The organism is Porphyromonas gulae (assembly GCF_000765945.1).
Classification (GTDB): domain Bacteria; phylum Bacteroidota; class Bacteroidia; order Bacteroidales; family Porphyromonadaceae; genus Porphyromonas; species Porphyromonas gulae.
The window spans coordinates 233,035-246,555 of the sequence record NZ_JRAT01000012.1 but is presented as its reverse complement, the minus strand read 5'-3'; the positions used below and the strand labels follow the sequence as shown (position 1 = coordinate 246,555).

The window sequence follows — 13,521 nt, the reverse complement described above, 5'->3', positions numbered from 1 at the left end:
CAATGGCAATTGATAAGGAATTACAGTTTACAAGAAATATCGGCATCATGGCGCACATCGATGCCGGAAAGACTACTACATCCGAGCGTATCCTGTTCTATACGGGTCTGACGCATAAGATCGGTGAGGTGCACGATGGTGCAGCTACCATGGACTGGATGGAGCAGGAGCAGGAGAGGGGCATCACGATTACCTCTGCTGCTACTACTGCGTTCTGGAACTATAACAACCAAAAGTACAAGATCAACCTGATCGACACTCCGGGACACGTGGACTTCACGGTGGAAGTGGAGCGTTCTCTCCGTATTTTGGACGGAGCCGTAGCTGCTTTCTGTGCCGTAGGTGGTGTAGAGCCTCAGAGCGAAACGGTATGGCGTCAGGCTGAGAAGTATAATGTACCCCGTATCGGCTATGTGAACAAGATGGACCGTTCGGGTGCTAACTTCTTTGAAGTGGTACGTCAGCTTCGCGAAGTGTTGGGTGCCAATCCTTGCCCCATTCAGATTCCTATCGGAGCAGAGGAGACATTCAAGGGAGTTGTGGACTTGGTGACTATGAAGGCTCTCGTATGGAACGATGAGACCATGGGCTCCAAGTACGATGTAGAGAACATCCCCGCCGAACTTGTGGCTGAGGCCGAAGAGTGGCGCGACAAGATGCTCGAGACATTGGCCGACTGCGATGATACGCTGATGGAAAAGTATTTCGATGATCCTTCTACCATTACGGAGGACGAAATCCTGGCAGCTCTTCGCAAGGGTACACTCGCCATGCAGATCAACCCTATGCTCTGCGGTTCTTCATTCAAGAACAAGGGCGTGCAGACATTGCTCGATGCCGTATGTAAGTTCCTCCCCAGCCCGGTGGATACGCCCACAGTGGAAGGTACGGATCCTTCGGACCCGAACAAGGTGATAGAGCGCAAGACATCTCCGAGCGAGCCTCTCTGTGCTTTGGCTTTTAAGATCGCTACCGACCCGTACGTAGGTCGTCTTTGCTTCTTCCGCGTATATTCCGGTGAATTGCCCGCCGGCTCATACGTTTACAACACGCGTTCTGGCAAGAAGGAGCGTATCTCTCGCCTCTTCCAGATGCACTCGAACAAGCAAAATCCGAAAGATGTGATCGGTTGCGGTGACATCGGTGCCGGTGTAGGCTTCAAGGATATTCGTACGGGCGATACGCTCTGTGATGAGAATCATCCTATCGTTCTCGAATCTATGGACTTCCCCGATCCTGTGATCGGTATCGCCGTAGAACCGAAGACGCAGAAGGACCTCGATCGTTTGGGCGTAGGCTTGGCCAAGTTGGCCGAAGAGGACCCCACGTTCCGCGTTCAGACCAATGAAGAGTCCGGACAGACGGTTATCAGTGGTATGGGTGAGCTTCACCTCGATATTATCATCGATCGTCTGCGTCGTGAGTTCAAGGTGGAATGCAACCAGGGACGTCCTCAGGTTTCTTACAAAGAGGCTATCAACGATCCTGTGGAGCTTCGCGAAGTGTACAAGAAGCAGACCGGTGGTCGCGGTAAGTTCGCCGACATTATCTGTCGTGTGGAGCCTGCCGATGCTGACTTCGAAGGCGAGCTGCAGTTCGTGGATGAGGTGAAGGGCGGTAATATCCCCAAGGAATTCATTCCTTCTGTTCAGAAGGGTTTCCAGCGCGCCATGAAGAATGGTGTATTGGCCGGTTATCCCCTTGATCAGCTGAAGGTAACTGTAATCGACGGTTCTTTCCACCCGGTGGACTCCGACCAGCTCTCGTTTGAAATCTGTGCCCTCCAGGCATTCAAGAATGCTTGTGAGAAAGCTCGTCCTACTCTGATGGAGCCTATCATGAAACTGGAAGTGGTAACTCCCGAAGAGAGTATGGGTGATGTGATCGGCGACTTGAACAAGCGTCGCGGTCAGGTGGAAGGTATGGAAAGCAGCCGTACCGGTGCGCGTATCGTAAAGGCTAAGGTGCCTCTGGCTGAGATGTTCGGCTATGTGACGGCTCTCCGTACGATAACGAGCGGTCGTGCTACGAGTACAATGACCTTCTCTCACTATTCAGAAGTGCCCTCTACCATCGCTAAGCAGGTGCTTACCGAAGCTCAGGGTCGCGTTGATTTGATCAAATAAAAGCAACAACATAGATATGAGCCAAAAGATTAGAATTAAGCTGAAGTCTTACGATTATATGCTGGTGGACAAGTCTGCAGAGAAGATCGTAAAGACGGTGAAAGCAGCCGGTGCGATGGTTAGCGGTCCTATACCCCTGCCCACACACAAGCGGATTTTCACAGTGAACCGCTCTACGTTCGTAAACAAGAAGAGCCGTGAGCAGTTCGAACTCTCTTCCTACAAGAGATTGATTGATATTTACAATTCTACTGCCAAGACTGTGGATGCTCTGATGAAATTGGAACTCCCCAGCGGTGTGGAAGTGGAAATCAAAGTTTGAGAAACGTTTAATACAAACTGAAATGCCAGGTTTATTAGGAAAGAAAATCGGAATGACATCCGTATTCAGTGCCGAGGGCAAGAATCTGCCATGCACTGTTATCGAAGTTGGTCCTTGTGTGGTTACGCAAGTAAAGACTTTGGAGAAAGACGGCTATAGCGCATTGCAGCTTGGTTTTGTGGATGCAAAAGAAAAGCACACGACAAAACCTCTGGCCGGCCATTTCAAAAAAGCCAATGTAACCCCCAAGAGACACTTGGCCGAGTTCAAGAATTTCGAAGGCGAGCACAAGCTCGGCGACGTGCTGAACGTAGAGCTGTTCAGCGATGCCGGCTTTGTCGATGTAGTGGGAACTTCTAAAGGTAAAGGTTTCCAAGGTGTAGTAAAACGCCACGGCTTCGGCGGCGTGGGTCAGGCTACACATGGTCAGCACAATCGTTTGCGTGCTCCCGGTTCTGTCGGTGCTTGTTCATATCCTGCCAAAGTGTTCAAAGGAACGCGTATGGCCGGTCAGATGGGTAACGAGCGCGTGACTGTGCAGAATCTGGAAGTTATTAAGGTGATGCCCGAGCACAATCTGCTCCTTGTGAAAGGTAGCGTGCCCGGTGCTAAAGGTTCAATCTTGTTAATTGAAAAGTAATGGAACTGAGCGTATATAATATCAAAGGAGAAGATACGGGTAAGAAAGTCGTTCTGGACGACTCGATCTTTGCGATAGAGCCTAACGACCATGCTATCTACTTGGATGTAAAGCAGTACATGGCCAACCAGCGCCAAGGTACGCACAAGGCCAAAGAACGTAGCGAACTTTCCGGTAGTACGCGCAAGCTGATCCGTCAGAAGGGTAGCGGTGGAGCACGTCGTGGTGATATCAACTCACCCCTCCTCAGTGGTGGTGCTCGTGTTTTCGGTCCGCGTCCTCGTAACTACAGCTTCAAGCTGAACAAGAAGCTGAAGGCTTTGGCTCGTCGTTCGGCTCTGAGCTACAAAGCGAAGAACAATGAGATCATCGTAGTGGAGGACTTCAACTTCGATGCTCCCAAGACAAAGGCTTTCAAGGCTATTTCTGCTGCATTGAAGGTGGACGAAAAGAAAGTGCTCTACGTCCTTCCCGAGATGAATAAGAATGTGCACTTGTCTGCTCGCAACCTGCCGAATACGAATTTGATTCTTGCCAATCTGATCAATACTTACGCAGTGTTGGCTTCCAAGAATCTCGTGCTGACAGAGCGTTCTGTTGCCGTTGTTAATGAACTATTTAAAGCATAAGGAGGATTTGGTATATGGGAATCATCATTAAGCCGATTATTTCGGAAAAGATGACCGCTGTTACGGAAAAGATGTCGGAGCGTTATGGCTTCCGCGTTTCTCCTAACGCGAATAAAATAGAGATTAAGAAGGCTGTAGAGGCTATGTATAATGTGAAAGTCGAAGACGTGAACACGATGAGATATGACGGTAAGCGCAAAAACCGCTATACCAAGAGTGGACTGATTCGCGGCAAAGAGGCTTCTTTCAAAAAGGCGATTGTGACGCTTAAGAAAGGAGATATGATCGACTTCTTCAGCAATATCTAAGAAAAAATGGGAATACGTAAACTCAAGCCCACAACCCCGGGGCAAAGACACAAGGTTATTGGTGCGTTTGATAAGATCACTGCAAGCACACCAGAAAAGTCTCTTGTAGTTGGTAAGAAGAAAACGGGTGGCCGTAACAATACCGGTAAGATGACAATGCGTTACATCGGTGGTGGTCACAAGCAAAAGTATCGTTTCATCGACTTCAAGAGAACGAAAGATGGCATTCCTGCTACAGTAAAGACCATCGAGTACGATCCTAATCGTTCGTCTCGTATCGCACTGCTTTACTATGCGGACGGAGCAAAGGCTTATATCATCGCTCCGGACGGCTTGGAAGTCGGCCATACAGTGATGTCAGGAAGCGAAGCTGCTCCCGAAGTCGGCAACGCTCTTCCTCTGGCGAATATACCCGTCGGTACGATTATTCACAACATCGAGCTTCGCCCGGGTCAGGGTGCCAAGATGGTTCGCTCTGCCGGATCATTTGCGCAGCTGACTTCTCGCGAAGGAACCTATGTGGTGATCAAGATGCCTTCAGGCGAAGTTCGTCGTATTTTGTCTACTTGTAAGGCTACGATCGGTAGCGTGGGCAACTCAGACCATGCTCTGGAAAAATCAGGAAAGGCCGGTCGTTCTCGCTGGTTGGGTCGCAGACCTCACAACCGAGGCGTGGTGATGAACCCTGTGGATCACCCCATGGGTGGTGGTGAAGGTCGCCAGTCAGGAGGTCATCCCCGTTCACGCAAGGGCTTGTATGCTAAGGGCTTGAAGACAAGAGCTCCGAAGAAGCATTCTTCTAAGTACATCATTGAGAGAAGGAAAAAGTAATCTGATTTAATCAAAGAAAATTATGAGTCGTTCACTTAAGAAAGGTCCATATATTAATCTCAAGCTGGAAAAGAAGGTCTTGGCGATGAACGAGAGCGGCAAGAAAGCTGTCATTAAGACGTGGGCTCGTGCCTCAATGATTTCTCCCGACTTCGTGGGACATACCATTGCAGTGCATAACGGAAATAAGTTTATTCCTGTTTTTGTTACCGAAAACATGGTGGGTCATAAGTTAGGAGAGTTTTCTCCTACACGTACTTTCCGTGGTCATGCCGGCAACAAGAAGAAGTAATTCGGTTGAATACAAACACTTCAGGAATCTGAACAATTAAAAGTATTAAGAACAATGGGTGCAAGAAAACATAATTCAGCCGAAGCAAGAAAGGAAGCCCTCAAGCAGATGTACTTTGCCAAGCTTCGTAACGTGCCTACTTCTCCCCGCAAGATGAGATTGGTGGCCGATATGATCCGTGGTATGGAAGTGAATCGCGCCTTGGGTGTGCTGAAGTTCTCTAACAAAGAAGCTTCGGCACGTGTAGAGAAGCTGCTGCGTTCTGCAGTGGCAAACTGGGAAGAGAAGAACGAGCGTAAAGCCGAAGAGGGTGAGTTGTTCGTGTCTCGTATTTGTGTAGACGGTGCTTCTACGCTCAAACGCCTTCGCCCTGCACCACAGGGTCGTGGCTATCGGATTCGTAAACGCTCGAATCACGTGACCATTTATGTAGATACGCTTAATAACGATAATAACTAACGAAGGATGGGACAGAAAATAAATCCGGTAAGTAATCGTTTGGGAATCATCCGTGGATGGGATTCCAATTGGTATGGTGGTCGTAAATATGGTGAGACGCTATTGGAAGATAGTCGTATTCGTCAGTATCTGAACGCTCGCCTTGCCAAAGCCAGTGTATCGCGTATCGTTATTGAACGTGCATTGAAGTTGGTAACCATTACCATCTGTACCGCTCGCCCGGGTATGATCATCGGCAAGGCTGGTCAGGAAGTCGATAAGCTGAAAGAAGAGTTGAAGCGCATCACGAAAAAGGATGTCCAGATCAATATCTATGAGATCCGGAAGCCTGAGTTGGATGCTGCTATTGTGGCTGAGAATATCGCTCGCCAGCTGGAAGGAAAGATCGCTTATCGTCGTGCCGTAAAGATGGCTATTGCGTCGGCTATGCGTATGGGTGCAGAAGGCATCAAGATTCAAGTATCCGGCCGTCTGAACGGTGCGGAAATGGCACGTTCTGAAATGTTCAAGGAAGGGCGTACCCCTCTGCATACCCTCCGTGCAGACATTGACTATGCTTTGGCAGAGGCTCTGACTAAGGTCGGCTTGCTCGGAATTAAGGTTTGGATTTGCAAAGGGGAGGTTTACGAGAAACGCGACCTCGCTCCCAATTTTGCAGTGGCCAAAAACCAAAGCCGTCGTCCCAATGCACAAGGCGGCAACAACCGTGGCGGTGATCGCAACCGTAGAAGAAAAGGTAATCGCTAACATTTAGAAAGACAGACAAAATGTTACAACCAAAAAAAACAAAGTTTAGAAGACAGCAGAAAGGTCGCATGAAGGGTTTTGCCCAGAGAGGCAACCAGTTGTCTTTCGGTTCTTTTGGAATCAAGTCTTTGCAGAGCAAGTGGATAACCGGTCGTCAGATTGAGGCCGCTCGTATTGCAGTGACTCGCTATATGCAGCGTCAAGGACAAGTGTGGGTTCGTATTTTCCCTGACAAACCTATTACCAAGAAGGGAGAAGGTGTTCGTATGGGTAAGGGTAAGGGTGCTCCGGAAGGTTTCGTCGCTCCTATTACTCCCGGTCGAATCATTTTCGAAGTGGAAGGTGTGTCTTACGAAATAGCTAAGGAAGCTCTTCGTTTGGCTGCTCAGAAGCTCCCCGTAACGACTAAGTTCGTGGTCCGTCACGACTATGATATCCAAAATCAAAATGCGTAATTGTCATGAAGATTGCCGAAATTAAAGAGCTTGCAACGAAAGAGCTCCAGGAGCGATTGGATGCCGAAGTGGCTGCTTATGACCAAATGCGAATCAACCATGCGGTTTCGCCTTTGGATAGTCCTGCTAAACTAAAGCATCAACGTCGTATGATTGCGCAGATGAAGACAGTGCTGCGCCAACGCGAACTCAATAAATAAATAGAGTGCACACATGGAAAGAAATCTTAGAAAAGAACGTGTGGGTGTTGTCTCAAGCAACAAAATGGATAAGACTATCACGGTTGCTGTGAAGTGGAAAGAGAAGCATCCTATATATGGTAAGTTTGTCAATAAGACAAAAAAATACCACGCACATGACGAGAAGAATGAATGCGGTATCGGCGATACGGTACGTATCATGGAAACGCGTCCTCTGAGTCGTACAAAGAGATGGAGACTAACTGAAATAATCGAAAGGGCAAAATAAGATGATACAACAAGAATCAAGACTCGTTGTCGCTGACAATAGCGGAGCAAAAGAAGCTCTCTGTATTCGTGTTTTGGGCGGCACGCGCAGACGTTATGCCTCTGTGGGTGATATCATCGTGGTTTCGGTCAAGAGTGTTATCCCTTCAAGCGACATCAAGAAAGGTGCTGTCTCCAAAGCAGTAATCGTACGAACGAAGAAAGAGGTTCGTCGCCCCGATGGATCGTACATTCGTTTTGACGACAATGCTTGTGTCTTGCTGAATGCAGCCGGTGATATTCGTGGCAGCCGTATCTTCGGACCGGTCGCACGCGAACTGCGTGGAACAAATATGAAAATTGTTTCTCTCGCTCCCGAAGTATTATAACTTTATAATTAAGCAAGCAGAAATGAGTAAATTACATATAAAGAAAGGTGATACCGTCATGGTGATCAGTGGTGAAGACAAGGGCCACTCTGGTCGCGTTTTGGAGGTATTAGTAAAGGAACAGCGTGCGATCGTCGAAGGGCTGAATATGATCAAAAAGCATGCTAAACCTAGTGCCAAGAATCCTCAGGGTGGAATCATATCAAAGGAAGCTCCTATACATATTTCCAACCTGAATGTTGTTGATCCCAAAACAGGAAAGGCAACTCGCATTGGCCGTCGTCTCAATGAGAATGGCAAATTAGTTCGTTACGCTAAAAAATCAGGAGAGGAGATTAAATAATGAGTGCCACTGCCAATCTGAAGAAAGACTATCAGGAAAGAATCGTTCCTGCCCTGATGAAACAATTCGGTTATACGAGCGTGATGCAAGTCCCTGTGTTGAAGAAAATCGTGATCAACCAAGGTCTTGGTATGGCTACTGGTGACAAGAAGATTATCGATGTTGCAGTAAGCGAATTGACGGCTATTACCGGACAGAAAGCTGTGCCGACAGTATCAAAGAAAGACATCTCGAACTTTAAGTTGAGAAAGAAGATGCCAATCGGTGTCATGGTTACTCTGCGTCGCGAGCAAATGTATGAGTTCTTGGAGCGTCTGGTGCGCATCGCTTTGCCTCGAATCCGCGACTTTAAGGGTATCGAAAGCAAGCTCGATGGAAGAGGTAACTATACGTTGGGAATCAATGAACAAATCATTTTCCCCGAGATAAATATCGATGCGATTACGAAGATTCTCGGAATGAATATTACCTTTGTGACTTCGGCGCAATCCGATGAAGAAGGTTATGCCCTTCTGAAAGAATTTGGTTTACCGTTCAAGAACGCTAAAAAACAAAATTGATATGGCTAAAGAATCAATGAAAGCCCGCGAGGTGAAGCGTGCCAAGCTTGTGGCGAAATATGCTGCAAAGAGAGCGGCACTCAAGGCTGAAGGAAATTATGAAGCCTTGCAGTTGCTCCCTAAGAATGCTTCTCCTGTTCGTTTGCACAATCGTTGCTCGATGACTGGGCGTCCGAAGGGCTATATGCGCCAATTTGGTATTTCCCGTATTCAATTTCGTGAAATGGCTTCTGCCGGTCTTATCCCCGGCGTAAAAAAAGCGAGTTGGTAAGAGTTTTAAATATTGTCCGGCTTTCCGGATCAATTTAATTGTAATTCAAAATGACAGATCCTATTGCAGATTATTTGACGCGGTTGCGTAATGCAATTATGGCTGGCCATCGTGTGGTTAGTGTGCCGGCGTCAAATATTAAGAAAGAGATCACAAAGATCCTTTTCGACAAAGGGTATATCCTGAACTATAAGTTTGAGGAGAATGACTCTCAAGGCATAATAAAAGTTGCCTTAAAGTATGATTTGGCACATAAAGTAAATGCCATCAAGAAGTTGAAGCGTGTGTCTCGTCCCGGTCTTCGAAAGTATGTGGGCTATCGTGATATGCCCCGCGTATTGAATGGCCTTGGTATTGCTATTGTTTCTACCCCACGAGGAGTGATGACTGATAAAGAAGCTCGTGAGTTGAAAGTTGGGGGAGAAGTATTGTGTTACGTTTATTGATAAAGGAGGTACAGAATTATGTCAAGAATTGGTAAGTTGCCCATCAGCATACCCGCTGGTGTGACGGTATCTCATAAGGAAGAAATCGTAACAGTAAAAGGTCCTAAGGGCGAGTTGTCACAATATGTAGATCCTCGAATCGCTGTTGTGATAGAAGATGGTGTGATCCATTTAGAGCGTAAGACCGATGACCGTATCGAACGCTCTTTGCATGGTCTCTATCGTTCCTTGATTAATAATATGGTGCAGGGTGTTTCTGCCGGTTTTAAGCGTGAACTCGAACTCGTTGGGGTAGGCTATAGGGCTTCTAATCAAGGGCAGCTCCTTGAGCTTTCCTTGGGCTTTACGCATAGCATTTTCATGCAGCTGCCTAAAGAGGTGACAGTTGAAACCAAGAGCGAGAGAAACAAAAACCCTTTGATTATCCTCGAAAGTGCTGACAAGCAGCTTCTCGGTCAAGTGTGTATGAAGATCCGATCGTTCAGAAAACCTGAACCTTACAAGGGTAAGGGTGTCAAGTTTGTCGGTGAGCAAATTCGCAGGAAGTCTGGTAAATCTGCTGGAAAATAATCGTAACTAAGTATTATCATGGTAACGAAAGAACAAAGAAGACAAAAAATAAAGGCTCGTGTACGCGGCAAGATTAGCGGAACAAAGGAAAGACCACGCTTGACTGTTTTCCGCAGCAATAAGCAGATATATGCGCAATTGGTTGATGATATTGCCGGTAGAACTCTTGCTTCTGCATCATCTTTGAAATTAGAGATGACAGGATCTAAAAAGGAAATTGCGGCCAAGGTTGGTGACGAAATAGCGAAAGCAGCCACTGAGGCAGGTATATCCACTGTAGTGTTTGATCGTAACGGCTATCTTTTCCATGGCCGTATTAAGGAATTGGCTGATGCAGCCCGTAAAGGCGGCCTCAAATTTTAATCGATATGGCTATTGTATATAATCGAGTAAAATCGACAAACGATCTGGAATTGAAGGATCGCTTGGTTGCAATCAATCGTGTGACCAAGGTTACAAAAGGTGGGCGCACCTTTACTTTTGCTGCTATTGTTGTCGTAGGTAATGAAGACGGTGTTATCGGCTGGGGCCTTGGAAAAGCCGGTGAAGTCCCTGCCGCTATAGCAAAAGGGGTTGAGGCTGCTAAAAAGAATTTAATCCGGGTTCCGGTGCATAATGGTACAATCCCTCACGAACAAGCTGCTTCTTATGGTGGAGCCAGCGTGTTTTTGAAGCCCGCGACCACTGGTACCGGAGTAAAGGCTGGGGGTGCCATGCGTGCTGTCTTGGATAGCGTTGGCGTTACTGATGTCCTTGCAAAAAGCAAAGGCTCTTCTAATCCTCACAATCTTGTAAAAGCAACGATTCAAGCCCTCGCAGAGATGCGTAGCCCTTTGATGGTTGCTCAGAATCGCGGTATCTCTGTTGAAAAAGTTTTCAAAGGTTAATTGAGGAGGAAGATTAGTGATGGCTAAAATTAAGATACAACAAGTTCGTAGTAGAATTAGGTGTCCTAAGGATCAGAAGAGAACTTTAGATGCCCTTGGATTGAGAAAATTGAATCAAATTGTCGAGCATGAAGCTACTCCCAGTATATTGGGTATGGTTAATAAGGTGAGACACCTGGTTTTGATCGTTGAATGATTAACGCTAAAAACAAGAAGAACATATGAATTTGTCTAGTTTAAAGCCTGCAGAGGGGGCGGTCAAGTCTCGCAAGAGAATTGGTCGTGGTCCGGGTTCAGGCCTGGGAGGAACCTCTACAAGAGGACATAAAGGAGCGAAATCACGTTCTGGCTATTCTAAGAAGATCGGTTTTGAAGGAGGTCAAATGCCTATTCAGCGCCGTTTGCCTAAGTTTGGCTTCAAGAATATAAATCGAGTAGAATACAAGCCAATCAATCTGTCTGTGCTTCAGGCTTTGTCCGAGGCTAACTCTCTAACGAAGATTTCGGTAGAAGACTTGATTGCTGCAGGGTTTGTTTCTCGAAACTCTTTAGTTAAGATATTGGCCAATGGTACAGTGACTACGGCTTTGACAGTAGAAGCTCATGCTTTCTCCAAGACAGCAGAAGAAGCTATTGTAAAAGCAGGAGGATCTGTTGTAAAACTATAAGCTTATGCGTGCGGTAGAAACAATCAAGAATATATGGAAGATTGAGGATTTGCGTCAACGCATTCTCACGACCATATTGTTCGTCGTCGTTTATCGCTTGGGTTCATTTGTAGTGATCCCCGGTATTGACCCCGCATCGTTGTCAGCACTCAAAGACCAGACGGCTGGAGGACTGATGGCTCTCTTGGATATGTTTTCTGGGGGAGCTTTCTCACATGCATCTATTTTTGCCTTGGGCATTATGCCTTATATCTCTGCTTCGATTGTTATGCAGTTGGCAGCGATTGCTGTACCTGCAATGCAAAAATTGCAGCGAGAAGGTGAGAGTGGGCGCATGAAGATCAATCAGTGGACTCGTTATCTGACAGTTGCTATTTTGATTTTACAGTCTCTTACCTATTTGGTGAACTTGCGAGTACAGATGCAGTCTGTAGGAGCATCGATGCCCGGTGGCCTTTGGTTCCAGATAGTTGCAGTTGCTATTCTTACCGGTGGTAGTATGTTTGTCCTGTGGTTAGGAGAGCGTATTACAGACAAGGGTATCGGTAATGGTATTTCGTTGATCATTCTCATTGGTATTATCGCTCGTTTGCCTCATGCTTTTGTGGCTGAGTTTACTTCTCGTACAACGAGTGCTGTTGGTGGTTTGGTCGCTTTCCTTGCAGAGATTGTATTTCTTCTTTTTGTCATAGCAGGTGCAATCCTGTTGGTACAAGGAACGAGAAAGGTGCCTGTGCAATATGCGAAGCGAGTTGTCGGCAACAAGCAGTATGGGGGAGCACGTCAGTATATCCCCTTGAAGGTAAATGCTGCCAATGTGATGCCTATCATCTTTGCTCAGGCACTGATGTTCATTCCGATCTCTATTTTGGGATTCGCCAATGTTGATCAGTCTTCGGGATTCCTGAGTGCTATGTCTAACAACACAAGTGTTTGGTATAATCTTGTATTTGCTATTTTGATCATTCTCTTTACGTATTTTTATACGGCGATTACGATCAATCCTAAGCAGATGGCCGATGACCTGAAGAGGAACAACGGCTTTATTCCCGGTATTAAGCCCGGAAAACAAACAAAAGATTATATTGACGCGATAATGGACAGAATAACCCTTCCTGGAGCATTGTTTTTGGCGATAGTTGCCATCCTGCCTGCTTTTGCGGAGATGTTCGGTGTTAGTTCGGCTTTTGCACAGTTCTTCGGAGGAACTTCTCTACTGATTTTGGTGGGAGTTGTTTTGGATACCTTGCAGCAGATCGAGAGCCATCTCTTGATGAGACATTATGATGGCTTGTTGAAGAGTGGACGTATCAAAGGTAGAGTTGGCTCTGTTTCCGCGTATTGATGATTTACCTAAAGACGGATGAAGAAATCGCGTTGATGCGCGAAGCAAATCAGTTGGTTGGAAAGACTCTGGCCGAAGTTGCAAAAAATATTCGGCCGGGTGTTTCAACCTTGATGCTTGATAAGGTCGCAGAGGAATTTATTCGTGACCATGGGGCTGAGCCGGCTTTCCTTGGTTATGGAGGTTTCCCTAATAGTATTTGCGTATCGGTCAATGAGAATGTGGTTCATGGTATCCCTTCTGCTAAAGCTATCCTCGAAGAAGGTGATATTGTATCAGTCGACTGCGGTACTTTCCTGAATGGATTTACGGGAGATTCTGCCTATACGTTTGCTGTAGGAGAAGTTGCCCCGGAAGTATTCCAACTATTGAAAACGACGAAGGAGTCGTTGTACGAAGGGATTGCTGTTGCCATAGAAGGCCATCGAGTAGGAGATATTGGCAGTGTAGTACAGAAGTACTGCGAAAGCCGTGGATACTCTGTTGTTCGCGAATTGGTCGGGCATGGAATAGGTCGGGAGATGCATGAATCACCTGAGGTGCCGAACTATGGTCGGCCAGGTACCGGCCCTTTGTTGAAAAACGGGATGTGTATCTGTATTGAGCCCATGATCAATCTTGGAAGTAAGAATGTAGTTACTGAAAAGGATGGTTGGACTATACGTACAAAAGATCGCAAACCATCAGCCCACTTCGAGCATTGTGTTGCAATCCAGGGAGGGAGGGCACAGATCCTCTCCTCTTTCGATTTTATTCAAGACGTTTTAGGTGATAAAGAATTTTAGAT

Annotated in this window: 24 protein-coding genes; all 24 read left to right on the top strand. The window is 46.6% G+C overall.

The annotated features are described in order from the left end of the window. Positions 1-2 precede the first annotated feature (2 nt). Genes fusA through map form a run of 24 tightly spaced genes read left to right on the top strand, consistent with a single transcriptional unit; the run spans position 3 to position 13,519 of the window. A complete protein-coding gene (gene fusA / locus HQ49_RS04585) occupies positions 3-2,126 on the top strand; it encodes an elongation factor G (protein ID WP_018964715.1) in 2,124 nt (707 codons plus the stop codon). A 16-nt stretch (positions 2,127-2,142) separates the two neighbouring features. Beyond that, the gene (gene rpsJ / locus HQ49_RS04580; RefSeq protein ID WP_004583599.1) at positions 2,143-2,448 is read left to right on the top strand and encodes a 30S ribosomal protein S10; all 306 of its coding nucleotides are present in this window, start codon (positions 2,143-2,145) and stop codon (positions 2,446-2,448) included. 22 nt (positions 2,449-2,470) lie between these two features. Then, positions 2,471-3,088 (top strand): 50S ribosomal protein L3, encoded by a 618-nt coding sequence (rplC, locus tag HQ49_RS04575; RefSeq protein WP_026292132.1) that lies wholly within the window; start codon positions 2,471-2,473, stop codon positions 3,086-3,088. Then, positions 3,088-3,717, top strand: coding sequence for a 50S ribosomal protein L4 (gene rplD / locus HQ49_RS04570; RefSeq protein ID WP_018964717.1), 630 nt, complete (start codon positions 3,088-3,090; stop codon positions 3,715-3,717). The genes rplC and rplD overlap by 1 nt, the downstream gene beginning before the upstream one ends. A 14-nt stretch (positions 3,718-3,731) precedes the next feature. Then, positions 3,732-4,025: a 50S ribosomal protein L23 gene (rplW, locus tag HQ49_RS04565; protein ID WP_039418668.1), complete on the top strand. Its 294-nt coding sequence runs from the start codon at positions 3,732-3,734 to the stop codon at positions 4,023-4,025. Positions 4,026-4,031: 6 nt separating this feature from the next. Then, positions 4,032-4,856, top strand: coding sequence for a 50S ribosomal protein L2 (gene rplB / locus HQ49_RS04560; protein WP_010956448.1), 825 nt, complete (start codon positions 4,032-4,034; stop codon positions 4,854-4,856). Positions 4,857-4,878: 22 nt separating this feature from the next. Beyond that, on the top strand, positions 4,879-5,148 hold the full coding sequence (gene rpsS / locus HQ49_RS04555) for a 30S ribosomal protein S19 (protein ID WP_010956447.1): 270 nt from the start codon (positions 4,879-4,881) through the stop codon (positions 5,146-5,148). A gap of 54 nt (positions 5,149-5,202) precedes the next feature. Further along, positions 5,203-5,607, top strand: a complete 405-nt coding sequence (gene rplV / locus HQ49_RS04550; RefSeq protein ID WP_004583593.1) for a 50S ribosomal protein L22 — start codon at positions 5,203-5,205, stop codon at positions 5,605-5,607. A gap of 6 nt (positions 5,608-5,613) precedes the next feature. Beyond that, positions 5,614-6,354: a 30S ribosomal protein S3 gene (gene rpsC, locus HQ49_RS04545; RefSeq protein ID WP_004583592.1), complete on the top strand. Its 741-nt coding sequence runs from the start codon at positions 5,614-5,616 to the stop codon at positions 6,352-6,354. A gap of 20 nt (positions 6,355-6,374) precedes the next feature. Beyond that, complete coding sequence (gene rplP / locus HQ49_RS04540) at positions 6,375-6,809, top strand: 50S ribosomal protein L16 (protein WP_026292133.1); 435 nt, start codon at positions 6,375-6,377, stop codon at positions 6,807-6,809. A 5-nt stretch (positions 6,810-6,814) separates the two neighbouring features. Then, a complete protein-coding gene (gene rpmC / locus HQ49_RS04535) occupies positions 6,815-7,009 on the top strand; it encodes a 50S ribosomal protein L29 (RefSeq protein ID WP_004583590.1) in 195 nt (64 codons plus the stop codon). A gap of 13 nt (positions 7,010-7,022) precedes the next feature. After that, entirely contained in the window at positions 7,023-7,277 is a 255-nt protein-coding gene (rpsQ, locus tag HQ49_RS04530) for a 30S ribosomal protein S17 (RefSeq protein ID WP_004583589.1), read from the top strand. A 1-nt stretch (position 7,278) separates the two neighbouring features. Further along, a complete protein-coding gene (gene rplN, locus HQ49_RS04525; RefSeq protein WP_004583588.1) occupies positions 7,279-7,644 on the top strand; it encodes a 50S ribosomal protein L14 in 366 nt (121 codons plus the stop codon). A gap of 22 nt (positions 7,645-7,666) precedes the next feature. Further along, positions 7,667-7,987, top strand: a complete 321-nt coding sequence (gene rplX / locus HQ49_RS04520) for a 50S ribosomal protein L24 (protein WP_004583587.1) — start codon at positions 7,667-7,669, stop codon at positions 7,985-7,987. Next, entirely contained in the window at positions 7,987-8,547 is a 561-nt protein-coding gene (rplE, locus tag HQ49_RS04515; protein ID WP_004583586.1) for a 50S ribosomal protein L5, read from the top strand. Before rplX ends, rplE begins: the two co-directional genes overlap by 1 nt. A 1-nt stretch (position 8,548) precedes the next feature. Continuing rightward, positions 8,549-8,818 (top strand): 30S ribosomal protein S14, encoded by a 270-nt coding sequence (gene rpsN, locus HQ49_RS04510; RefSeq protein WP_004583585.1) that lies wholly within the window; start codon positions 8,549-8,551, stop codon positions 8,816-8,818. 50 nt (positions 8,819-8,868) lie between these two features. Then, positions 8,869-9,264, top strand: coding sequence for a 30S ribosomal protein S8 (gene rpsH / locus HQ49_RS04505; protein WP_010956444.1), 396 nt, complete (start codon positions 8,869-8,871; stop codon positions 9,262-9,264). 18 nt (positions 9,265-9,282) lie between these two features. Continuing rightward, positions 9,283-9,834 carry a 50S ribosomal protein L6 gene (gene rplF / locus HQ49_RS04500; RefSeq protein WP_018964723.1) on the top strand — a complete coding sequence of 184 codons (552 nt, stop codon included), beginning with the start codon at positions 9,283-9,285 and terminating at the stop codon, positions 9,832-9,834. An 18-nt stretch (positions 9,835-9,852) separates the two neighbouring features. Continuing rightward, the gene (rplR, locus tag HQ49_RS04495) at positions 9,853-10,197 is read left to right on the top strand and encodes a 50S ribosomal protein L18 (RefSeq protein WP_018964724.1); all 345 of its coding nucleotides are present in this window, start codon (positions 9,853-9,855) and stop codon (positions 10,195-10,197) included. Between the two features lie 5 nt (positions 10,198-10,202). After that, positions 10,203-10,721, top strand: coding sequence for a 30S ribosomal protein S5 (rpsE, locus tag HQ49_RS04490; RefSeq protein WP_004583581.1), 519 nt, complete (start codon positions 10,203-10,205; stop codon positions 10,719-10,721). Between the two features lie 19 nt (positions 10,722-10,740). Then, positions 10,741-10,917, top strand: coding sequence for a 50S ribosomal protein L30 (gene rpmD, locus HQ49_RS04485; RefSeq protein WP_010956442.1), 177 nt, complete (start codon positions 10,741-10,743; stop codon positions 10,915-10,917). A 25-nt stretch (positions 10,918-10,942) separates the two neighbouring features. Continuing rightward, entirely contained in the window at positions 10,943-11,389 is a 447-nt protein-coding gene (gene rplO / locus HQ49_RS04480; RefSeq protein ID WP_026292135.1) for a 50S ribosomal protein L15, read from the top strand. Positions 11,390-11,393: 4 nt separating this feature from the next. Continuing rightward, the gene (gene secY, locus HQ49_RS04475; protein WP_005873886.1) at positions 11,394-12,734 is read left to right on the top strand and encodes a preprotein translocase subunit SecY; all 1,341 of its coding nucleotides are present in this window, start codon (positions 11,394-11,396) and stop codon (positions 12,732-12,734) included. Further along, positions 12,734-13,519, top strand: a complete 786-nt coding sequence (map, locus tag HQ49_RS04470) for a type I methionyl aminopeptidase (RefSeq protein WP_039418667.1) — start codon at positions 12,734-12,736, stop codon at positions 13,517-13,519. The genes secY and map overlap by 1 nt, the downstream gene beginning before the upstream one ends. Positions 13,520-13,521 lie beyond the last annotated feature (2 nt).